This is a genomic window from Flavobacterium granuli, assembly GCF_031456055.1.
In the GTDB taxonomy this organism is placed as follows: domain Bacteria; phylum Bacteroidota; class Bacteroidia; order Flavobacteriales; family Flavobacteriaceae; genus Flavobacterium; species Flavobacterium granuli_A.
The window spans coordinates 167,187-191,163 of record NZ_JAVDTX010000007.1 but is presented as its reverse complement, the minus strand read 5'-3'; the positions used below and the strand labels follow the sequence as shown (position 1 = coordinate 191,163).

Below are 23,977 nucleotides of genomic sequence, written 5' to 3'. Positions count from 1 at the left end.
GTAACATTTCACTTGACTTTCCTCCCAATCAAAACAGGTTATTGATGCATTATGGTAATTATGTTATGTAATTTTTTGCTTCTTCTTTGCTTAATCCTTTCCAAATTAAAAAATATTGCATTATTTTCTTATTCAAAATTAATTTGGCAAATAATTTACTTTTGACAAAATAAGCCAGTTTAGAACTTGACTGTATTGGTTTTAATTCAAAAAAACACTTTTTATCGTTTTGTGTTAATTTAGAAACCTCAACAGGCATCCAATCTTCCAAGACATTGCCCATGTGATAGGAGTAATTATCTGCAGTTGATAATCGCCAAAACCCTTTTTTCACAACAGGGAGATCAAATAAATCATCACTATTCCCACCAAGAATAAAATCAGTGTAACGACTTTCTAAATTATTGAAAATAGATGCCCTATAAGTTACAATAAAATGTCCAGCCCCAAGAACTGCCTTGCAATTTGTAGTAGATAGTGTCAAATATTTTTTCAATTGAATTGAATTGTAAAAATTAGCATTACCAACACTACTCCCAAATGCTTTCAAAGCTAATGGATTTACAACATCCTCAAATTGAATTTTATTGAAAAAAAAATTATCCCAAAAAATATTAGAAGTAAATCTTTTGAAGGAACGAGATGAGGGTGTAGGACAAACAGCTCCTGCTTTGGGGAAATCATCAAATATTGAGTAGGTAGCATTTTGCCATCCATCCAAAAATAGTACATCGGCATCTGACGTTGTTATCAAAGAAAAATTTTGTCCCGTAATACCTTTTAACATTGCATTTATGTAGCCTATATTGGTAACATGGATAATTTCTTGTATTTTATTTACTTTATACAATTCATTCAAATAATCGACAATTAAATCACAACTTCCATTATTGACAATAGTTATATAAGTTTTATCATGAATGGTTTTAAATAATGAATCGAGACATAGTTTTAATATTTCAAAACAATCTTTAAAATAGCCTTCTTTATTGGGAATATAAACTGGAATAATAACTTGATGAAAATACTCAGATGTAGTTTGAGTTTTATCTTTGTGTGGGTTGAAGCCTACTCGCATTTTTTCATTTAACGTTTCTAAAATTAAAAAAATCTTTTTATTTCTATTCCCTATGTTTTGTCAATTTTAGATAAATTAATTTAGGAATTTTAATTATGATTTTAATTAATAACCGAATTAATTTTAAAAACTTAAAACTAATAAAATAGTATTTTATCAAAAAAACAATAATACTTATCTTCCTATGATTAAAAACTTCTCTTTCTAATTTATATTCGATGTAAGCAATTTGTTCTTTATTAAATTTTTCATTTAATACCGTTAATAATGTCTGATAAAATTGCAATATCGCTTTAAATCTTTTATTAATTTTCAATCCACTTCCTGACAAATTAAATTTACTTTTCCTTATTTCTACTACTGAAGAATTTATTGTAAAAATATTCTTAAAAGAAGTGTGTTCCAAAATTAAAATATCATCGGAAAACAATCCACTTGGAAAATCTTTAAAAGAATAATAACAAAATTTAACTTTTCTAAAAACATATTCACTCAGTGAATTTCTTGTCAAATTTTTAAGCTTTCTCATTAGAGAATCTACTGCATTTTCAATTTTTGGATGTATGAATGTTTTAGATATTTTATTATCATTTTCGTCAATTGTCATTGTTGAGAACCTGACAACATCAATATTTAAATCGTCTATTTCATCCTTATTGGAATAAAAATCACGTATTACATTTTCATTCAAAACATCATCATCTCCCAAAATCATAATCCATTCTTCGTTTCCTGATAAAGCAATGCAACGCTCCCATTGTTTGGTTAACGAAGTACCACCAAAATTAGTATCAAAGCGATGATAAACAAAATCGAACTTTCCATTATACTTTTCTAATAAATCCATAGGATTTTCGGGACTCGCATCATCCCCAATATAGACTTTAAACCGCTTATCGGTTTGATTGGCTAATGATTGCAAAGCAGCTTCAAAGAAAGTGAGCTTGTAATATGGAATTATTATAGCTAGCATTTTTTTTTATATATTTAAAATAAAATTATTACATAATGAGATAAAACCCACTATCATTGCCATAATAACCATATTTAGAAACTTTTAAAAATTAAAATCTGAATCAAAACATTTATTTATTAGACTTAATAACAAATACATCCAAATACCTCTTTCGTTACCGCTAAAAAATTGATACAGTTTGAGGTCATATTCAATATTATTGCTGATAATCTCATTTTTAATAAAATATTTTATTTACCTTTTCATAAAGAAACATTAGGAACTTATATACTTTATATACAAAACTTGAAACCACTTTTAAATGGAATTTTTTTAATTCGATATTTTCTCTATAAAGTCGAATCGAATTACCATGCTGTTTTAGAAAAAAATCAGCATGCTTAATACTTATATAATTTATAGAATAATTATATTTATTGTCATCGAAAAGTTTTTGCCTTGAAACTTTCTTCACTCTATAATAAAATCCTATGCTGTCTAAACATTTAACTTGTCCTCCTTCTTTTAATAGTGCAATCCAAAATTCCCAATCTTCAACTCCATGCGTCATATTTACATCATAACCACCTACCAATTCCCAATCATTCTTTCTAAATAAAGCAGAACAAAAAATCACATTTTTTATACTTAAATTATAAAGTGAAAAAAAATTTAAATTCCACAAACCAACTTCATCCCCAAACTTCTCAGCCTTACAGTAAACTAATTTTAGCGAAGAATTTTCCTTGAATGCACTTATGGCTAAATCAATATAATCTTTAGAAATTTTATCGTCAGCATCTAATGGTAAAATAAACTCACCATTTGAGTTTGAAATACCTAAGTTTCTAGCACTACTCACCCCCCCATTTTCTTGAGATAGATATTTAAATCGATTGTCTTTTATAATCCATTCCTTTGCTATTATTTCTGTATTATCAGGACTACCATCATTCACAATAATACACTCCCATTGAACATACGTTTGATCGAAAACAGATTGCAAAGCCTCTTCCAAATATTGGGCTTGATTGTAACAGGGAATTATGATGGAAACCAAATATTTCATAAAACTATCATTATGAATTAATATAAATTCTCCTAATAAACTTAAAAAAATTAAACAAATCAGTTTTTCTTAAGTGCCACCGTGTAATTTTAAAAAATAAAAAAACACTTTTTTGTCTAAAAAAATTCACCTCTACCTTTTCTATTAGCTTAATCCTTTGTTTTTTGGTGAAATAAGAAATATAATTATCTGAAATAGTGTAATAGAACAATTGGGTTGCCTTATTTTTTAGATAAATATTATCCAATTTACCAGAAATACTGATATTACTTATCCGAATTTTTATTGTCGCAAAATTAATAGTATAAATAATACTGAAATTAGATAGTAACAAAAAAGCCATATCATCTGAATGCCAACCTAGAGGAAAATCATAAAATTCATATTTTTTAAAGTTTTCTCTTCTAAATAAATATTCACTTAGTGAACTTCTAGTTTGATTTTTCATTTTTTTAAATAAAAAATCTGTAGATTTCTCTTTTATAGGGTGAAAATAAATTTCAGAATTAACCCTAGCCTTTTCATCAATAACCTGAGTTGCATACCTTATTACATTGATACTCTCTCTTTCTATTTCTGGCAAATTTTTATAAAACTCCTCTACCACATTCTCCCCCAAAACGTCATCATCCCCCAAAATCATAATCCATTCCTCATTTCCAGATAAAGTAATGCATCGTTCCCATTGTTGAGTTAATGAAACGCCTCCAAGGTTATTATCAAAACGATGGTAAACAAAATCAAACTTATTTTTGTATTTCTCTAATAGATTGGCAGGATTTTCGGGACCAGCATCATCCCCAATATAAACCTTGAATCGCTTTTCGGTTTGATTGGCCAACGATTCTAAAGTTTCTCCAAAAAATGTAATTTTATAATAGGGGATTATTATTGCGAGCATGTATTTTATCCTTATTGTATTTACTAATATTTTTTCTTGTATAATGTCCATAAAACAAAATAATAGGACATTTTAACAGACTATCTATTTTATCAAATCTTCATTATGAAATGTTTTGGTAAGTCCTCCAGCCGAATATTTAGGTATACTATAATATTTACCAAGTACAACCTGTTAAACATTTGGCTGCGCCAATTCTTTTGGTAGTCTCACCTATCTATTTGGTAAGTCATCCTATTTTTTAGTCACCCTATTTATCTTAAAAAATTAATCTATATTACTGAATGATTTGGCGAGCACTATTTTACACTAAAATTCAATTAATTCAATATTTTTTTCACAGACTGTTCCATTCTTACAGAATCAGAACGTAACTTATTTCTACCTTCATTACCATTAATATATAAATTAGGAAGATGATGTATTAAATTGTCTTCAAAATCCGTAATACAAATCATTTTTTTCATTCCTCCAAATAAATAAATATCTGTATTTACTTTACATTTTACACTATACTTATTTTCTCTTTCGACTTTTAACCCAAACTTTTTTCTTATCTTACGCTTAATTTTAGCATACAGTGTATTTTCATTTTCTAACTCTAAGAAATTAATTTTATTTCCAACTCTAAACAATTGCTCTTGTGTTAGAATGAAAGTTGCCTGATGCACATTGTTAAAATGAGCAAATGTTTTTCCTTCATAAACCTCTACAGAATTGAAGTCCCATTCAAAATCAAAATGATACCCTGGATAATATTTACCCGTTTCATTTTCTTCATACTGTATCAAACCAGAAATTCTATTTTTGGGTAGAATTTTAGCATATTCTAAGTGATTATCAATATGTTTCTCAATAAACAAATGATCGTTTTCTCCATATATGAAAACATCAAATTCATTTCGGTTTTCCCATATTACTTTTCTACATGTTAAAGGCAGTAATTGATAGTCATCTAATTCAAAAACATTAACTTTATCGATACCAGCTAAACTTAATGGAATATTAGAATTTACAATTATAGTAACATCATATTTCTCAAAACTCCTAAATTCCTTGATCACTTTTTCAAGATAAGAAATTTGCTCTTCCCCATAATTAACTAGTACAACTAGAACTCTCATTACTTTTAACATTTATAAAATAATTTATACTGTATTTCTTTAAAACAAATTAAATATTTAAAAAGGCTGATTTCTCAATTATACTTTTTTTCTTATTCTCTATTATTTCTTTCTTATTTTTCCTATTCAAAAGAAAAACTTTCGAAATATTTTTTTTAGCCATATCAAATCTTAAAAATAAAATTGTTTTGATTATTAATTTAAATTGTTTTTTAAATTCATCATTAAAATTATAATCACTAAAAGGATTCGAAACTTTTAAGATAAGTAATCGCTTAAATAACTCTAACTCATCTTTAAAATAAATATTAGTACCTGTTCGAGTTTCTCTGTCGTGAAAAATTTTACAAGTTGCTAAAACTCCAACTCGCAACTTTTTATATTTTGTTCTCTGTACATAATTTTCATCTTCACCATAATGAAAAAAAGAAGGATTAAACCCTCCAACAGTTTCTATACATTCTCTTGTCAATAACCAAGCTGCCGCATTAACAAATTCTACTTCATAAAGTTTACTTTTTAAACTTTTTAGATAAATATCCGAATATATTTTTTTGCATTTTGATGGATTAATATAGATAGAAAAATTGTAGTCTAATGCATCTCCTCTACCATTTAAATGCATTGGGCTTAAGATCCCAAATTGAGGTTCATTTTCATGGGCTCTAATCAAATTCTCAATTGTATTAGGTTCAATCCATGCATCTTGATTAAGTAAAAACACATAATCTGCATTAGCTTCATATGCTTTCTTTATCCCAATATTATTGGCTGCTCCAAATCCTAAATTTTCTTCAAATTGAATATAATCAACTTCTAGATAATTTTTCTTAATATATTCACCAGAATCATCTGAAGAATTGTTATCAATTACAATGGTACGTACTGTACATAAGCTTTGTCTCAGACTTCCCAAACATTTATCAACCCATATTTTTGGATTGTGGGTAACTATCACAACATAAATGACATTCATAAGAATAAATTTTAAATTACCTTATGTGTTTTTTGTACAAATACTTGATTTTTTTTAGTGGAACCAATAAAAAATGTCCTAATCTGTATGAACGGCTTTTGTGTATTTTCTCTAACATCTCTAAATTACTAATGTTCCCTCCATCAAATATTGATAAACCTACTTTTTTAATTTTTGTATTTGAAGCAATAATAAGAAGAAACATTGGATTAACTTCAATGTTTTGGACACTTGAATAATCCCCAGTAAAAAAACTTATTTTATCTTGCTCCAAATCTTCTTGAATTATTGAATTCCCATTTCGATAAGTTTGATTTAATAATTGCAAATCAGAGAAATGACTAGCTAGCAATCCCTTAAATTCATATTTATATAATTCTTTTACATGATGCTCATTATAGTAATTTCTTTTATCTGAATAAAATAATTTATCTGGAGTCGAAATAATAACAACCCCATTTGTTTTCAAAACCCTTTTAAATTCAATCATCATTTCACAATGTTCATCATGATGTTCAATCGTTTCAAAACTAATTATTATATCGACACTGTTGTCCTTTAAAGGAATTTCACTTGTATTACCTTCAATAAACTCAAGATTATTTTTTTTATATTTTTGTCTTGCTCTATCTATACAATTTATATCAATATCAACTCCATATACAAACTCTGCTTTTTCACTTAATATGTTACTTCCATATCCCTCCCCACAAGCAATATCAAGAACAACTTTATCTTTAACATAGTCAAGAACTATTCCATATCTATGCAAATGTTCAATAGTTATTCTATTAAATACAAATGTTTCTAATCTTTCTCCTGTCCAATTTTTCATACTCCTACTTTATTTCCAGTTCAATAAAACTCTAATCACTCCTGGAATTTTTCCGTTAAAATCCCCTCTCATTGTACTATCTGATCTAATTTCAACAATGTTAAATCCTACTGCATCTGCTTCCTGAAAAACAACACTAAAAGGTTTGTACCTCATAATCGCAAAACTACAACTATATGTGCCCTCAGCAAGAATTTTACTCGGTATCAATACTGTTTTTTTGTAAATTCCTTTAGGCAATGGATATTTTAAGGTTTCCGAATCTTTATCATGTGAACTTAAAATATGTAGTCCTTGATAATTAAACAAATTAAAACCATGAGTAAACAATTGATTATCCTTTAAAATTTCATACGTAAATTCAACTTTCACATCATTTGTAATTAAATGATTTAACGTAATTCTATTATCGATATCAATAACTTTAGCTTCAAGCAATTTTATAAAATCAGAACCAGGACACTTATCTTTATCCCATTTTTTATGTGCAATCTGATTTTCTTTTTTTAAATACTCATCAATACTATCTTCAATTTCACCGTTAAAAACCACCTTCCCATGCTCCATAACAATCCCCCTCGTACACAAACTCTTTACCGCTGCCATATTATGACTCACAAACAATACCGTTCTTCCTTCTCCTCTGGAAATATCCTGCATTTTGCCAATAGCTTTTTTCTGGAACTCGGCATCGCCTACAGCCAACACCTCATCAATCACCAAAATTTCGGGTTCGAGAAAAGCGGCTACTGCAAATGCTAATCTAACAGTCATTCCGCTGCTATAACGTTTAACAGGTGTATCAATATATCGCTCACAGCCTGAAAACTCAATAATTTCCTCCAACTTCGATGCAATTTCTTTTTTGGTCATTCCAAGAATGGCTCCGTTCAAAAAAATGTTTTCTTTACCTGTTAATTCCGGATTAAAACCTGTGCCCACTTCAAGCAGGGATGCTATACGACCACGGGACTTAATGCTGCCCGTTGTAGGGGCTGTAACCTTCGAAAGTATTTTTAATAACGTAGATTTTCCAGCTCCATTCTTACCGATAATCCCCAAGACTTCACCTCGCTCCACTTCAAAATTAATATCTTGCAACGCCCAAACATAATCACTCATGCCTTTGGTGCTTCGATCATTGGTATCACCTATTTTTAAATAAGGATCTTCCTTCCCACGTACTTGGTGCCACCAACGGTTCAAGTCATGGCTAAGTGTACCTGTACCAACCTGTCCGAGACGGTATTGCTTGGAAATATTTTCGGCTTTTAATATTATATCTTTACTCATTTATTATCTAATTATAATACAGCTACTTACTAAACTAAACCGTATCTATAAAACTCTTCTCAGTCTTGTTGAAAATTAATAATCCTATAAAAAAAACGGATACTGTAACGCCAAAAGTATAACACAGCCCTAAAACTGAAATTTGTCCAACATCCAATAGCATAAACCGAGCCGTTTCAATTAGATAGGCCAACGGATTGTATTCTACTAACCAACCATAGGCTGGAAGTTTTTGCTTAATTAATTCCATAGGATACATCACAGCAGACAAATACATCAATAATTGTATACCGAAACCTATCAAATAACTAAAATCACGATATTTGGTTACCATAGACGAAATAAGCATTCCTAATCCCAATCCCAAAATCCCCATCAAGAAGATTAAAACAGGAAAAAATAAAATTGAACTGTTCAGACCCAATGGAGCTCCATTTAAGTAATAAAAAAGATAAAAAACAATAAAGATGAAAAACTGGATACCAAACTTAATTAAATTAGAAATCACTACGGAAAGTGGCGTAATAATTCTGGGGAAATAAACTTTGCCAAAAATCGCCGCATTAGCTTTGAAAGTATCCGAGGTACCCGTAAGACAAGCTGTAAAGTAGTTCCAAACGGTAATCCCAGCCAAATTAAATAAAAATGGAGGTACAGTTCCCGTATTGATTCCTGCAACATTGTTGAAAATAATGGTAAAAGTAATCGAAGTAAACAACGGCTGAATAAGATACCATAGTGGTCCTAATACCGTTTGTTTGTAGACCGTGACTATGTCTCTTTTAACAAAAAGGAACAATAAATCGCGATATTGCCAAACCTCTCTCAGATTAAGCGAGAAGAAATTATTCTTTGGCTTTATTTCAAAAAGCCAATCGTTATTTGTGGTATTTTCTGTATTCATTATTTTAACGCTCAATACTGTAATTGGCTTATAATTGCCTCCCCTTATTTATTAAAAAGAGCGCAAATGTAATAATTTAAAAAAAGTATTTTTTTAAACTAAACAATAATTATACCAAAAAGGTTCACAGAGACAACCCTGTAAACCTTTTCTATATCTATTTTTATAAAATTTTTATTTGTCCAAAACTTCAAATGTAGAATTCATACTCTTAAACTCTGGAACAATGACTTTCATCTTGGCTACGATATCATCATTGTCAAAGAAATTAGCAATTCCAATGAGTTCATTAATATCAAGATGCAAATTTTCAAATTCATCTTGAATTTCTTCAGCAATCATGATTTTTTCATGATAAGTAGGTATTGTCTTTGCTGTATCATTTAACAACTCTTCATATAATTTTTCTCCAGGTCGTAAACCTACTATCTCGATCTTAATATCTCTTTCAGGAATAAATCCAGCCAGTTTGATCATTTTTTTTGCTAAGTCTAAAATCCTAACAGGTTTACCCATATCAAAAATGTAAATTTCTCCTCCATTACCCATAGCACCAGCTTCTAGAACCAACTGACAGGCTTCTGGAATTGTCATAAAATAACGAATAATATCAGGATGTGTAATAGTAACAGGACCACCATTAGCAATTTGCTTGGTAAACAGAGGAACAACAGAACCGTTTGACCCTAATACATTTCCAAAACGAGTGGTAATGAATTTAGTCGCATTGATATTATTCTCCTTTTCGTTTTTTATTTGCAAAGATTGCACGTATTTTTCTGCTATTCTTTTGCTGGCTCCCATAACATTACTCGGATTAACTGCCTTATCAGTAGAAACCATCACAAATTTTATTACTCCATGTTCACAAGCTAAATCAGCCAAATGTTTAGTCCCTTCTATATTGGTCAAAATCGCTTGAGATGGATTTTCCTCCATTAAGGGTACATGCTTATAGGCTGCCGCATGGTATACCACTTGAGGTTTATATAACTTAAAAATCCTATTCATCGCTTCCTTATTTCTCACATCGGCAATGACATTATGAATTTTTGATTTCGAATGTGTTTTTTCCAGTTCAAGGCTTAAATGATGCAAAGGTGTTTCAGCTTGATCTAAAATTATTACTCTTTTAGGATTGAATGTCAAAACCTGCCTCACAATTTCACTCCCTATAGAACCTGCAGCTCCAGAGATTAAAACTGTTTTGTCTTTCAACTGTTTTGAAATGGACTTATTGTCCAAGACAATCGGTTTTCTTTCCAGTAAGTCTTCAATCTGAATATTCTTTACCTTTTGTGAAATCTCCTTCTGATTTTCCCAGTCAGTAATCAAAGGCACCGTATAAACCCTATAATTAAATTCCAAACATTGATCCACAATGATTAATTGTTCTTCTTTCTCCAAGCTTTTGTCAGCCATAATTACAGCCTCAGCACCCACAGAACGCATTAAAGAAGGTAATTTTTTCTTTTGAACCAATATAGGCAAATCCAACATTCTTTTGGATGCATTTTGATTGTTTCTGTCCACAAAACCAACAATTTTAAAACGAGTAGGAGTTTCAAACTTCAAAGCATTCGCAACCGAAATAGCATTGGCATCAGTTCCATATATGATGGTACGTATTAATTTTGTAGTGCTTTTCTCGGAAAGATATAATTCAAAAGTCTGTTTGACAACCACACGATACAAAAACAATCCGCAAAAAGAAAGTACGACATTGATAAAAAGTGCAGTCGTCAAAAAAGCTCTTTCATTGTATAATAACTCATACCCAAAATTAAAGACTAAGAACACCACTAAAACAGCCATTTGAGAAAACAAAAGTTTTACTGCATCAATATAGGATGAATGCCTTATGATCCCAGAATAAGTCCTAAACAACCAAAAAAAGAAAATATTAAATCCAAAAAAAGAAAAAATAAACAATACATCATGTGTAGTGTTTATATATTTCAAACCAGTACCTCTAAATATAACTAGGGTAAAGAAAAAAGCAACAATTAAAACTGAAAAATCAATCGTAACTATTATCCACCTTGGAAGATAACTTAAGTTACGAATGCTTAATTTTAAATTGTCTCTTGAAAAAAATCCAGAATGCACAGAATTTTCATTCATTTTTACGATATTTAAATTTCTAAAGAAACTAAGTTTGTTAACAAAAATACAAAATAATTTCTGTATTGAAATAAATTAATTGGATAGAAAAACACTTTACAACTGAAATGTAAAAAGAAAAGCATTAATAACTTGTTTTTTAAAACATTACCTTTATATTTAAACAATCCTTTTTTATTTGAAAGCTAATTGCATAATGAATATTTACAATTGCGCTTTGTGCCTGTTAAGCATTAATTTAAAAGTATCAATAACAATTTCTAAATCAACACAAAGACTTTGATTGTAATAGTATGATAAATTCAGTTGCACTTTATCAGGAAAAAGGATTTTATCATTATATTCTAAAGGGAAACCTTGTTTTTCCAATAATTCATCTTCATTATAATATTTCAAAGAAGCCAAGCTTGTTAAACCTGGTTTTAATTCGAGAATCTTTCTATTTTCACCTTCCAATAAATCATAATAACCTACAATATCAGGTCTTGGTCCCACAACACTCATCTCTCCCTTCAAAACATTAATAAGTTGTGGCAACTCGTCTAGCTTATAGTTTCGAAGGAATCTACCAATTTTGGATATTTTAAGCTTCCTTGTATTGAACACAATTTGAATAGTCCGTAATTTATAGATTTTAAAACCTTTTCCAAACTGACCTATGCGTTCTTGAGTAAATACCCCGTTACTTCTGGTATCAATAATAGCCAAGAACCAAGCCACAAGCAATAACCAAAAAAATAATAAAATTCCAAATACCGAAAAAAAAATATCAAAAAGACGCTTTATAGTTGATTTCAAATTAATAATAGTTAAAAACCATTTAAAAAAGTAAACCCCATTTATACTCCCTTTTTGGACAAGACTAAATCATAAAAGACTAAACCAATCGCTATAGCATGTGAAGGAAATCTACTCAACTGTGACAAAGGGTTTATGCCATCTATAAAACTAATAAAGCAATGTAAATCATTTAAAAGATTATGCATTACGGATTTTCTGCAGTCTGCCTTCTACCATCTATTTTCTGTAATCTATATTCTATTCCAACAACCTACAACTATTACATTTTATACTTCAAAAGTCCCAAAAGATACTCCCCATAACCTGATTTTTTCAAAGGCTCTGCCAAATCTCTCAACTGCTGTTCAGTTATGAATCCTTGTCTCCAAGCAATTTCTTCGATACAACCCACTTTCAATCCTTGGCGTTCTTCTAAAACCTGCACAAATTGCCCTGCTTGCATCAAACTATTAAAAGTTCCCGTGTCCAACCAGGCTGTACCCCTGCTTAAGATTCCAACTTTTAATTTGCTTTGCTCCAGATATACTTTATTCACATCGGTAATTTCATATTCACCTCTCACACTTGGTTTAATGTTCTTGGCAATTTCCACAACTGAATTGTCATAAAAATACAATCCAGGAACTGCATAATTTGATTTAGGTTCCAAAGGTTTCTCTTCGATAGAAAGTGCTTTTAAATTTTTATCAAATTCTACAACACCATATCGCTCTGGATCCGAAACATGATAGGCAAAAACAACTCCTCCTTCCGGTTTTGTATTGGACTGCAATAATTCATGCATATTGGCACCAAAGAAAATATTGTCCCCTAAAACTAAGGCAACCGAATCCGAACCGATAAATTCTTCACCAATAACAAAAGCCTGAGCCAATCCATTAGGAATAGCTTGCTCAGCATAACTGAATTGGCAGCCAATTGCAGATCCATCTCCCAATAATTTTATAAAATTTGGCAAATCGTGAGGAGTAGAAATAATTAATATTTCATGAATCCCTGCCATCATCAAAGTCGACAACGGATAATAAATCATCGGTTTGTCATAAACAGGCATCATTTGCTTACTCATCGCAAGCGTTAGTGGGTGCAATCGGGTACCGGATCCACCGGCCAATATAATTCCTTTCATTTACTTTTAAATATTTAAGAATCAAGTATCAATACACAAACTCAATCCCTATTGTTAATTCTTATTTTTTTATTTAATTACCCAAAAATCATAACTATTCACAACTCATTTCTTAATTCTCACTCAACAACCTCATACACTTTACCAAACTTTCCTTATACTCTGGAACAACAACTCCAAAAGTTTTTTTAATCTTGGTTTTATCCAATAAAGAATACTGAGGACGTTTTGCAGGAGTAGGATAAGCTGAAGATGGAATTCCGCTAATTGCACAATCAAAACCACATATTTCTTGAATCGTCAAAGCAAATTCATACCAGCTGATTTCTCCCTCATTCGAAAAATGATAAATTCCTGCCTGCCAATGATTATGGGTCAGTATGGTCATTATTGCTTGTGCCAAATCGGCCGCATAGGTTGGGCTTCCTATTTGGTCATTGACCACATTCAAAGAATCTCTTTCTTGCATCAAACGAGACATCGTTTTAACAAAATTGTTTCCAAAACTAGAATACACCCAGGAAGTCCTAATGATTATAGCTTCCGGATTTTCTTGTAAACAGGCCTTTTCTCCAGCTAATTTGGTAACCCCATACACATTAATAGGATTAGGCATGGCTGTTTCGAACAAAGCTGTAGAAGCCGTACCATCAAAAACATAATCCGTCGAAACATGAATCAATTGACAATCGTTCACATGACTCCATTGAGCCATTATCGCAACCGATTGATGATTCAACACATCTGACAACTCATGCTCCGATTCAGCCTTATCGACTGCGGTATGTGCTGCACAGTTGATAATAATTTGAGGTTTTATTCTAGTTAAAGCAATTGCTAAATTATCCAAATCACATAAATCCAACTCTTTCCAATCTGTAAAAATCCATTCGAATTGGTTATACGTTTTCGACAAAACCCTTAATTCCGACCCTAATTGTCCATTACCTCCTGTAATTAATATTTTTTTCATATTTTTTATCACTAAGGAACAATAACCCTAGGTTATCTACCTACCATTTTATATTAAATAATTAATCAAACAACAATTAAAACCCTCAGTCATTATGCCCTTTGCGTAATCTTTTCGAACCTAGTGATTAAAACCAAGCGGAGCGTCTTTGTTCTTTTGTTGTTAAAAACTCACAATCTAAAACTCACTATTACAATTAGCAAAATCTGGCAAAACCAAATCCTTTTCAGAGACAATCGAATCCTTTATATCCATTCCCCAATCGATGTTTAGGGCTTCATCATCATATCGAATTCCTCCCTCACTAGCTTTATTGTAAAACTGATCACATTTGTACATCACTACTGCCGTTTCACTTAACACCGAAAAACCATGAGCAAAACCTTGTGGCACCAATAATTGTTTTTTATTTTCCGCTGTTAATTTTACAACGAAATGCTTCCCATAAGTGGCTGAATCTTTCCTTAAATCGACTGCCACATCCATAATCTCGCCCTGTAACACCCGAACCAATTTAGTTTGAGCATAAGGCGGATTTTGGTAATGCAGACCTCTCAACGTCCCTCTTTGTGAGAAAGATTGGTTGTCCTGTACAAAATCGATATCAATTCCCAAACCCCCTAATTTATTTTTATTGTATGCTTCAAAAAAATAACCTCTTTCATCTTCAAACACGTCAGGAGTCAATATGACTAAATCTTTAATAAAAGTTTGTTCTACATTCATATTTTAATTTTAAAATCTATTAAAAAACTACACAAAAATCGTTCTCACCACCTCAGCAATACGCTCTCTTTCATTAGCTGTAAGATTAGAACCTGAAGGCAAACACAAACCTTTTTCAAATAAAGTCTCGGCAACATTGTTACCATAATAGGGATACTTTTCAAAAACAGGCTGTAAATGCATTGGCTTCCATAATGGCCGTGTCTCAATATTGGCATTCTCAAAAGCCAAACGTAATATCTCTCTATCAATTCCATTGGTCAACTGCGAATCAATTGTTATGGCACTCAGCCAGTAATTAGCAAAATAATCATTATTTGGAACGCTAAAAACAGTAACGCCATGTATAGTTTTAAACAAATCCACGTAAAAATTATGCATTTTTCTACGCAACCCCACATGATCATCCAAAACTTCCATTTGTCCTCGTCCAATTCCAGCACAAATGTTGCTCATTCTATAATTATACCCGATCTCGCTGTGCTGGTAATGTGGCGCATTATCCCTAGATTGGGTGGCGTAAAAAACGGCCTTATCTTTTAGGCTCTTGGTTTTCGTTACAATTGCACCGCCTCCTGATGTTGTAATAATTTTATTACCATTAAAAGACAACACCCCTATATCTCCAAATGTACCACATCGTTGTCCTTTATAACTACTCCCTAAAGCTTCGGCACTATCTTCCAAAATCGGTATATTATATTTATCCGCAACAACTCGAACTTCATCAATTTTATACGGCACACCATACAAATGCACTGCTATGATAATTTTTGGTTTTTTTCCTTTTGCAATTCGGTCTATTATAGCTTCTTCTAAAGCAATTGGACATAGATTCCAAGTTTCTTTTTCACTATCAATAAAAACAGGAATAGCTCCTTGGTATAAAATAGGATTCGCCGAAGCCGAAAAGGTCATACTCTGACAAAGCACTTCGTCCCCTGTTTTTACTCCCAACAGAATCAAACCCAAATGAATTGCAGCCGTACCTGAACTCAATGCTCCTACACTGACTTGGCTCCCTAAGTACTTTTCTAAATCATTTTCTAAGCCATTTACATTTGGCCCTAATGGTGCTACCCAATTTGCCTCAAAGGCTTCTTTAATAAATTTCTGTTCGTTTCCTCCCATATGTGGAGAAGAAAGCCATATTTTTGAACTAGTCATTTTCTATTGAATTATATTTTATTATTTTACCAGGGTTGCCCACTATAACAGCAAAATCAGGAACATCATCAATAATGACAGTTCCTGCTCCTATAGTTGACCATTTTCCTATTTGAATTCCTTGTATTACAGAAGCACCTATTCCTATTTGAGTACCTTCTCCTACAACTACATTCCCAGCTAGGGATGAGTTAGGAGAAACATGAACAAAATCATGGATTATACAATCATGTTCAATTACAGCTCCTGTGTTTATAATACAATGTTTTCCTATAGTTACGGAAGCATTCAAAATTGCTCCAGCCATAATTACAGTACCTTCATTAATTCTAACATCATTTGAAATTATTGCATTGGGATGAATTGCATTTATATATGTTGCTGAAAATTTTTTTGAAAATTTTTTTCGTATATTATTATTTCCAATTGAAATAATTAATTGTTTATCTAAAAAAAAATCCAAATCCTTAGTTTTAAAAACAGGTATATCAAAAATTACATTAAATTTAGGGTTATCATCAAATATCCCTTCAATTGTATACTCGTTTGATTTTTTAATAATATCAACGATGACTTTACAATGACCATTCCCTCCAAATAAATACATATTAATTCCCTTTAAAAACTTCTGTTGTCACTGAACCATTTGAATTAATTCCCTCCGACTTAAATACTTTTTTTACAGTCAAAAAAAATATCTTAATGTCTAAAAAAAAATTTAAATTTTTAACATACCAAACATCATACTCAAACTTTTTCTGCCAACTGATAGCATTCCGTCCATTTACTTGTGCCCAGCCTGTTATACCAGGTTTTACATCATGACGCTGCCTTTGTATTTCATCATACAGTGGCAAATATTCTGGTAATAAAGGACGTGGCCCTATTAAACTCATATCACCTTTTACAACATTTATTAACTGCGGAATTTCATCTAAAGATGTTTTTCGAACAAATTTTCCGATTTTTGTCAAACGTTGATCATCAGATAGTAAATTCCCAACTACATCCTTTTTATCGTTCATCGTTTTGAACTTAATAATTTTGAAAGTCTTTCCATTTTTGCCAGGCCGTAGTTGAAAAAAGAAAGGTTTACCTTGGTTAGCAAAAAACAATCCAATCGTACAGAATAGAAGCAATGGGCACAAAATTAACAAGCTGAGAAATGAAACCATAAAATCAACGACTCTTTTAAAAAAGAATTTATACATATTATTTCTTTAATCTTATGGGAAGAAGACTAACAACAAAGAATTGAATAAATTTTTTAGTGCTTCTCATCAAACTAAAATTGTATTTGAATAAAACAAATAATCTTGTCAAAACGTTCTTTGAATATAACTCATAAATATCTCTTTCTTTTGATACTTTAGGAAGCAATTCCACAAATCCTTTAATATTTTCAATATACCAACCTAGATGAACCAGTTTTAATCTTTCGGTAAAAGCAAAAAATGAATTTGAATTTAATTGTCCGTGAACATTATTATCATGAATCCTATATAAGATAAAAGCATTATTATCTATAGAAACTTGATAATTATTTACTCTTGCAAAAAAATAAACAAACCAATCATGAGAGAAGAACTTCCAATTTTCATAATCAATAATCGCCAAAGTGCTTTTTAAATTAATACAAAAATCACTGGTAAAAACATATGTACAACCAGCACTCCCTCCCTCAAACAAATAATCATATCTTTTCTGAGGAAAGCTTTTATTAATTATTGATTTCTTATTAGTTTTTTCATTCCATAAAATCAGATTTGATAAATAAAGACTTGAATTTTCTCCAGTTAGCTTTTCAGTCGCTGCGCGTAACTTGTTCGGTAACCAAATATCATCTTGGTCTGCAAATGAAACAAAGTCATATTGGGAAATAAAATCTTCATCTAGAAATTTAATTGCCCCAAAAAAGTTATTAGCAGCACTTCCAGTTGGAGATTCATTAATAATCAACCGAACCCTTTCATCTTTATTATAAGTATTCACCTCATTTACTGTACCGTCATTACTAACATCATCAAAAACAATAATAGTAACATCAACTTCTTCCTGAGACAATAGAGAATCTAATTGCTCTTTTATATATTTTTCGCCATTATATGAGGCTAGAACCACAAGAATTCTCATATGTATCTTAATTTTTGATTTTTTCCCATTTTTTTGTCAATTCACTATAGACCTTAATGACTCTTGCAGGCGAACCAACTGCAATAGAATTAGAAGGAATATCTTTTGTGACAACACTCATTGCACCTATTATAACTCCATCTCCAATAGTAACTCCTGGCAATATTGAAACAAACTCTCCTATCCAAACATTTCTACCAATATTAATTTTTTCTGATCTAAGAATGCGAGAAATAGGTTTTTCATCAGGACTACTTTGTAGTTCCCCATTATAACAACCATGATTATGGTCAGAAATGAAAACTTTTGATGCTATTAATGTATTATCCCCAATAGTCACTCCATTTGCAACACCAATATGAACATAATCATTAATCTCAACATTCTTTCCAATTATAAGAAAAGGATTTTTCTCTTTTCCATTAATAATATCTATCCTTAAGTTAATTCCGGTTGTTAATTGCTCCCCTCCTTTAATCCCTTTTTTACCACGTATGTATACAGGAAATCTTACTATTCTTGCATTTGGGTAAAATAAAATTGTTAATGCTTTATCTTTTATTAGCCTAAGTAATCCAAAAAAACCGTAAATCTTGTAAATCTTTGTCATCATAATTTTAAATCATTAACCATTTTTTAGAAACTCTTTTTTTTATATACCAATTATTATCCATACAAGATCTTACTACAAGTGCAAAAAAAGGATGAAGTTGTCATAATGAAAAAACTAGAAGAAAAATATTAATGGTACAATTTACAAATGCATACTGTGAAAAAATTATTCTAAAAAGGTGATTCCTAAACAAACTTAGGGTAGGGTAATAAATATTTAGAATAACACATACCTCAAATGTTTGCTATAAATCCTAATAAAAGAAAACATAATAGTATAAAAGAAAATATCAAATAGTTGAAGTAAATCACAAATCATTTTTTGATACCCATAATAAAAATCACTTCGATTAAAAAGAAAAATAATAACTAACAAAAAAACCAATAAAGCTATCATCTTTTATATGTCTTCAAACTAATTTGACCTTTTCTAATAGAGTGTTCGTTTAATTAATTCAAAGATAAATGCTTTTCTTGGTTTGTTGAATTTTTAAATTTTTGATACTCTTTTCTTCGATTTAAAATCGATATTTTCTTTAATCGTTCCCTTTTCCTTTTAAAATTAAGCCGTCTCTCCAGTAATACACATCAGCATGGTTAAGTATTTCATGAAATTTTTATTAATAAATACTTGAGTTAGAATTAAAACACTATCTAAGCTTAACAATAATAATTCTTCTAATATATTTTAACAATGAAAACGCAACCAATAGCAAATATTCAAAATAATTAATTATTTTTAAATTCAACAGTTCCCGTAAATTTTTTAACTCACCCTTTTCCATTTCTTTTAAATTTCCAGAAAGTCCAGAATGTCCAAAATGTGGCTTCCCTCCGCCTGTAAAAGCTAAACTCTCGTTTAAAAGATAACAATTGTAATTTTGAGCGATTTTAATAAAGAAAATTCCCTCTTCAGCAAATCTGAGATTTTCATCAAAATATCCTACAGTTGAAAGGATTTCTTTTTTAAAAATAACTGTTGGAACAATAAAAACAAATTTCGCTAATAAATCCCTAGAAGAAATCTTATTTAAATCACCTAATTTTTTCCACAAAATATTTGAGAATTTTTCTCCATTTCTGCATGCTCCTAAAAAGTCAATAGCAGGATTTTCTTTTAGCACTTGAATCTGTCTTTCTAATTTATTTGCCGACCACTCATCATCACTATCAAGCAATGCAATCCAATCTCCATCAGCTACTTTCATGCCTGCATTTCTTGCTGTAGAAACACCTCCATTTACTTTATTAATTAATCTTATATCAATTGAAGAACTATTGTTCAGTATTAATTCTTCAACAATAGTTTTCGAATTATCATTCGCTCCATCGTTTACTACTATAATCTCTATTTCTCCTCTGAAAGTCTGATTAAGTACCGAATTAATACATGTTGTAATTGTTTTTTCGGAATTGTACATTGGTATGACAACTGAAATTTTCATATTATATTATATTTTATTAATCCGTTTGATAATAATTAGTATCATATTCTGAAGTTTTTTACTGTAAAAATATCCCCATACAATTAGTTATAATCACTACCTAACTGCTATTTTTTAATATTCTTTTTATAACTATCTATTTTATCCGAAATAGTTTTATTACTAGATTCCATCTTTACACTAGATAAATTTGATGTATAAAAATAAAATTCATTCTTACTTTTCAAATAAGATGTTTCATTTATTCTAATATTCCCTTCTAAAATAAAGTTTTTATGTTTATTTTGAACCAATCCTTGCAATGAAAAAGCATTTTTTGATTTTATATCTGTATGGTTTTCTATGTTTATATTCACTTTTTTATTAATTTCCCCCTCCAATCCTTGCAATACAACTAATATACCACTCCATTCATTATTAAAAGTAACAGGATTTAATATATTGATATTCTCAATTATATCATCATTTGTATTTGGTTCAATATCCAATCCGCTTTTTGGGTTATTACCGTTAGTATTAGACAATACTGGCGATAAAATATTAATGTCTGTTCCGCAAGTAATTGAAATTCCATTTCTTCTAACATCATTAATCAATGCATTTACTACATTTATTCTCTCACTACACTCATTACCTAATTTGCCGATGTATATTCCATCTCCCCAAGTTTCATAAACTTTGGGTTCAATAATTAATACATCCTTAGCACCTCTAATACTTATCCCAAAACCCCATTCTCCAGTGCTAGACAAATGTTTATATTTATCACCAATAATATTAGGAAAATATACTTTTACGTTCTTAACCCCATTTACATTCAAAATCTCATAATTAGTTAAATTATTAGGCTCAATAATTATTTTTGATTTCGCTTGAAATAACAAAACACTATTGTTTCTTAATTTTAATCCTTTGATATTAACTAAAACTGGAAAATTTGGAAGTACTACAATTTCATTTTCATTGATCGCATCTTGAATATTTTTTGTATAATCGACCGTACCATTTTTTATGAAATTTTCAGGTAAGCGCTTTTCTGCATAATAAGCCGTTTTTAAATATTTTTTATAGTCTTTGTAGTATTTGTTTATGTTAACACGTTTGTCTAATAACGTAGAATTTAAAGGAAGTACTTTATAATCTTGAGAAAACATACTGACACTAAAGAGTATGATCAAAAAAAATAATTTGTTTTTCACTATATATGTCTCTTAAATTGATTAAAACTTTCCTATTACTTTCACCTAAACAATTTTCACTATCAAAATGTATACTATTTAATTAAGTTCCGACTATTCTTCTCGCTATTTTTTTATACCAATCTTTATCCATACAAGGTCTTTCTATTAATAAAAAGAAGCATGAAGATATTATCCCAATAGCAAATATTAATATTGATATGTATATGAAAGTATTTATATAACTGTACTTTGAAAAAGTATAGTTTAAAATATTATTGCCTATCAAACTGATTATTGGATAATGCAATAAATATATCGAGTAACACATCCCTCCAATATTTGTAATTAATTTGAATGATAAGAATCTGAAAATTTTATGAAAAAGAACATAATAATAAAACAAAAAAATACAACTTAATTGCGCTAATTCAAAAATAATTCTACTATAAATACTATTAAAATCATTGACATCAAATAACCAAATGAAACAAAACAAAAACACACCTATTAAATAATCTATTTTTGTTTTCGGTAATAACTGATAATTTGACACATACAAATCTGCCAGCAAGAAACCGATTATAAAATATTGAAAATATTTTATAAGACTTAAATAAGGCAATGAATATAATTGATTGAAAATCACAAGAATAACTGCAACACACGACAATATCGATCTTCGATTAGAAGCTTTTTTTATTAAAAAAGTACAAGCTAATAGAGGGGCTAAAATATAAAATTGTACTTCAATTTCTAACGACCACGTCACTACATTCAATGTAGAAGTAAAGTTTGGGTAAATAAAATTGTTTAAATAAAATATAGAAGACAAGTAACTAGCTATTCCATCGCTAATTGTAAAAGTTTTAGCCACATATACTGAACCTAACAATAAAAGTGTCATTACTATAATATAAGGAGGTTCCAATCTTGTTAACCTTTTTAAAAAATAATTTTTTAAAAGTACCTTATTCCCATTATTCAAATGTTCATTGGCAAAAGGCAAAGCCAATATGAAACCGCTTATTACAAAAAAAAGGGGCACGCCCAAAAAACCATGTTCCAAAATTCTATGCAAAAAAGAATAATCGAAATCATCATAATATTGGTTGTTATCTTTTTCAACTAAAAAATGGTGGAAATGGTATAAAATAACACTCGTAATTGCTATAAATCTCAATCCATCTATTTCTGGTATAAAACTAGCTTTGGCTGTAATTCTCTTAAACGATAATTTCAAAATAATAATTTAATTGTTTTTTCTATAATAATCAATACTCAATCGTTGAAAACGAATACTTAAAATCGCCAATACTTGTAATATTAAAATCAATTGGATAATCTTAGTTTTTATTTATCCTAACTTTGAAATACTTTATCCAAACTATTTAACTGATTTTCTTCAGTAAAACTTGTTTTTACAAGATTGTAACCATTAATTGCAATAAAATTATATAGTTTCTCATTCTTTATAAGTTTTTCAACATATTCAGCATATTCCTTTGCAGAATTATGATGGGGCAAAAATCCTGTAAAACCGTTCAATATATAATCAGAAACACCACCAACAGCATTAGCTACAACAGGTTTTTTTAATATCATAGCTTCCATTATAACCCTCGGTAAGCCTTCTGTTTCTGATGGATGTATTAGTATATCACAAGCATTAAAATAAGCAATTACATTTGATTTGTTTTTAATAATTTCAACTACATCCTCTAATTTATAAAGTTGAATTAAATCTACTACCTTATTATAAAAAACTTCAGATTCACCTCCTTTATACACTAATCCTGCAAGAACTAGTTTGAAATCTATTCCTCTATTCTTTAATATTTTTGCCATTTCTAATGAAACTAATTGTCCTTTATCTTTTAAAAACCCTCCAGCATGTAATATTATTTTAGTGTTTACTTCTTTTTCAACAACCGCTTTTTCTTTAGACAAGCTAAATTCCGAAATAGCATTATGCACAACATACAAATTATCTAATGAAGTAAGACCACCGCAAAAAAGCGCCTGTTTAGTAGCATTTGAAACACATACAAATTTATCTACCAGATATTTATAAAGTAATTTATCAAGTCTGGTTATTTGACTGAGAATAAACCAACCTCTGGCAAAAAATAAAACCTTAAATTTTTTATTTGGGAAGAAAACCAATGATGACAATACCTTAGAATTATTAAGAACAATATAATCAGGTTGTATTTCTTTAATTATACTTTGAACTTTTTTTCTTATCCCTATTAAATGAGGAACAAACAACACAAAATTTATTATTTTTATAAATAAAATAGGAGAAGTGTTAATGATATAAGGAGTATCTCTTTTCTCAATAATACGCAAATCTATTCCTCTCTTTGTTACATTCTCTAAAAAAGGTTTACAAGATCCATAAAAATCTATTATTGTTACCTTATGCTGTTTCGACAATCTCTCTGCAAGTTCGACGGCACTTATTCTTGCTCCTCCGTAATCTTGTACAGCTTCTAAAAAAATTATTTTTTTTTGTTTCATCTAAAATTATTTTTATCTAATAACAAATAGA

General features: G+C 29.9%; 23 protein-coding genes. All 23 read right to left on the bottom strand.

Features of this window, described 5'->3' with window-relative positions; genetic code table 11:
* Positions 1-58: 58 nt before the first annotated feature.
* Positions 59-1,078, bottom strand: a complete 1,020-nt coding sequence (locus J2W95_RS15420; protein WP_310008581.1) for a glycosyltransferase — start codon at positions 1,076-1,078, stop codon at positions 59-61.
* A 43-nt stretch (positions 1,079-1,121) separates the two neighbouring features.
* On the bottom strand, positions 1,122-2,051 hold the full coding sequence (locus J2W95_RS15415) for a glycosyltransferase family 2 protein (RefSeq protein ID WP_310008579.1): 930 nt from the start codon (positions 2,049-2,051) through the stop codon (positions 1,122-1,124).
* A 220-nt stretch (positions 2,052-2,271) separates the two neighbouring features.
* A complete protein-coding gene (locus tag J2W95_RS15410; RefSeq protein ID WP_310008578.1) occupies positions 2,272-3,102 on the bottom strand; it encodes a glycosyltransferase family 2 protein in 831 nt (276 codons plus the stop codon).
* Positions 3,103-3,112: 10 nt separating this feature from the next.
* Positions 3,113-4,003 (bottom strand): glycosyltransferase family 2 protein, encoded by an 891-nt coding sequence (locus tag J2W95_RS15405; RefSeq protein ID WP_310008575.1) that lies wholly within the window; start codon positions 4,001-4,003, stop codon positions 3,113-3,115.
* A gap of 320 nt (positions 4,004-4,323) precedes the next feature.
* Positions 4,324-5,139 carry a hypothetical protein gene (locus J2W95_RS15400; RefSeq protein ID WP_310008573.1) on the bottom strand — a complete coding sequence of 272 codons (816 nt, stop codon included), beginning with the start codon at positions 5,137-5,139 and terminating at the stop codon, positions 4,324-4,326.
* A 37-nt stretch (positions 5,140-5,176) separates the two neighbouring features.
* Positions 5,177-6,103 carry a glycosyltransferase family 2 protein gene (locus J2W95_RS15395; RefSeq protein WP_310008571.1) on the bottom strand — a complete coding sequence of 309 codons (927 nt, stop codon included), beginning with the start codon at positions 6,101-6,103 and terminating at the stop codon, positions 5,177-5,179.
* Positions 6,104-6,119: 16 nt separating this feature from the next.
* Positions 6,120-6,938: a class I SAM-dependent methyltransferase gene (locus J2W95_RS15390; protein WP_310008569.1), complete on the bottom strand. Its 819-nt coding sequence runs from the start codon at positions 6,936-6,938 to the stop codon at positions 6,120-6,122.
* 9 nt (positions 6,939-6,947) lie between these two features.
* Positions 6,948-8,231: an ABC transporter ATP-binding protein gene (locus J2W95_RS15385; protein ID WP_310008567.1), complete on the bottom strand. Its 1,284-nt coding sequence runs from the start codon at positions 8,229-8,231 to the stop codon at positions 6,948-6,950.
* Positions 8,232-8,265: 34 nt separating this feature from the next.
* Complete coding sequence (locus J2W95_RS15380) at positions 8,266-9,135, bottom strand: ABC transporter permease (RefSeq protein ID WP_310008565.1); 870 nt, start codon at positions 9,133-9,135, stop codon at positions 8,266-8,268.
* A gap of 174 nt (positions 9,136-9,309) precedes the next feature.
* Positions 9,310-11,259: a polysaccharide biosynthesis protein gene (locus tag J2W95_RS15375; RefSeq protein ID WP_310008563.1), complete on the bottom strand. Its 1,950-nt coding sequence runs from the start codon at positions 11,257-11,259 to the stop codon at positions 9,310-9,312.
* Positions 11,260-11,463: 204 nt separating this feature from the next.
* Positions 11,464-12,057, bottom strand: coding sequence for a sugar transferase (locus J2W95_RS15370; RefSeq protein WP_310008561.1), 594 nt, complete (start codon positions 12,055-12,057; stop codon positions 11,464-11,466).
* A 262-nt stretch (positions 12,058-12,319) separates the two neighbouring features.
* Positions 12,320-13,189, bottom strand: a complete 870-nt coding sequence (rfbA, locus tag J2W95_RS15365) for a glucose-1-phosphate thymidylyltransferase RfbA (RefSeq protein WP_310008559.1) — start codon at positions 13,187-13,189, stop codon at positions 12,320-12,322.
* A 112-nt stretch (positions 13,190-13,301) separates the two neighbouring features.
* Positions 13,302-14,162 (bottom strand): dTDP-4-dehydrorhamnose reductase, encoded by an 861-nt coding sequence (gene rfbD, locus J2W95_RS15360; protein WP_310008557.1) that lies wholly within the window; start codon positions 14,160-14,162, stop codon positions 13,302-13,304.
* 177 nt (positions 14,163-14,339) lie between these two features.
* Positions 14,340-14,888 carry a dTDP-4-dehydrorhamnose 3,5-epimerase gene (gene rfbC, locus J2W95_RS15355; RefSeq protein WP_310008555.1) on the bottom strand — a complete coding sequence of 183 codons (549 nt, stop codon included), beginning with the start codon at positions 14,886-14,888 and terminating at the stop codon, positions 14,340-14,342.
* Between the two features lie 27 nt (positions 14,889-14,915).
* Positions 14,916-16,055 carry a DegT/DnrJ/EryC1/StrS family aminotransferase gene (locus J2W95_RS15350; RefSeq protein WP_310008554.1) on the bottom strand — a complete coding sequence of 380 codons (1,140 nt, stop codon included), beginning with the start codon at positions 16,053-16,055 and terminating at the stop codon, positions 14,916-14,918.
* Entirely contained in the window at positions 16,048-16,662 is a 615-nt protein-coding gene (locus tag J2W95_RS15345) for an acetyltransferase (RefSeq protein WP_310008552.1), read from the bottom strand. The genes J2W95_RS15350 and J2W95_RS15345 overlap by 8 nt, the downstream gene beginning before the upstream one ends.
* A 1-nt stretch (position 16,663) precedes the next feature.
* Complete coding sequence (locus J2W95_RS15340) at positions 16,664-17,266, bottom strand: sugar transferase (RefSeq protein ID WP_310008550.1); 603 nt, start codon at positions 17,264-17,266, stop codon at positions 16,664-16,666.
* A gap of 1 nt (position 17,267) precedes the next feature.
* Positions 17,268-18,188: a glycosyltransferase gene (locus J2W95_RS15335; protein WP_310008548.1), complete on the bottom strand. Its 921-nt coding sequence runs from the start codon at positions 18,186-18,188 to the stop codon at positions 17,268-17,270.
* Between the two features lie 7 nt (positions 18,189-18,195).
* The gene (locus tag J2W95_RS15330) at positions 18,196-18,801 is read right to left on the bottom strand and encodes an LbetaH domain-containing protein (protein ID WP_310008545.1); all 606 of its coding nucleotides are present in this window, start codon (positions 18,799-18,801) and stop codon (positions 18,196-18,198) included.
* Between the two features lie 649 nt (positions 18,802-19,450).
* Positions 19,451-20,245 (bottom strand): glycosyltransferase family 2 protein, encoded by a 795-nt coding sequence (locus J2W95_RS15325; RefSeq protein ID WP_310008543.1) that lies wholly within the window; start codon positions 20,243-20,245, stop codon positions 19,451-19,453.
* A gap of 107 nt (positions 20,246-20,352) precedes the next feature.
* Positions 20,353-21,444: a hypothetical protein gene (locus J2W95_RS15320; protein WP_310008541.1), complete on the bottom strand. Its 1,092-nt coding sequence runs from the start codon at positions 21,442-21,444 to the stop codon at positions 20,353-20,355.
* A gap of 82 nt (positions 21,445-21,526) precedes the next feature.
* Positions 21,527-22,666 carry an acyltransferase family protein gene (locus J2W95_RS15315; RefSeq protein ID WP_310008539.1) on the bottom strand — a complete coding sequence of 380 codons (1,140 nt, stop codon included), beginning with the start codon at positions 22,664-22,666 and terminating at the stop codon, positions 21,527-21,529.
* 119 nt (positions 22,667-22,785) lie between these two features.
* The gene (locus J2W95_RS15310; protein ID WP_310008537.1) at positions 22,786-23,946 is read right to left on the bottom strand and encodes a glycosyltransferase; all 1,161 of its coding nucleotides are present in this window, start codon (positions 23,944-23,946) and stop codon (positions 22,786-22,788) included.
* Between the last annotated feature and the right edge of the window lie 31 nt (positions 23,947-23,977).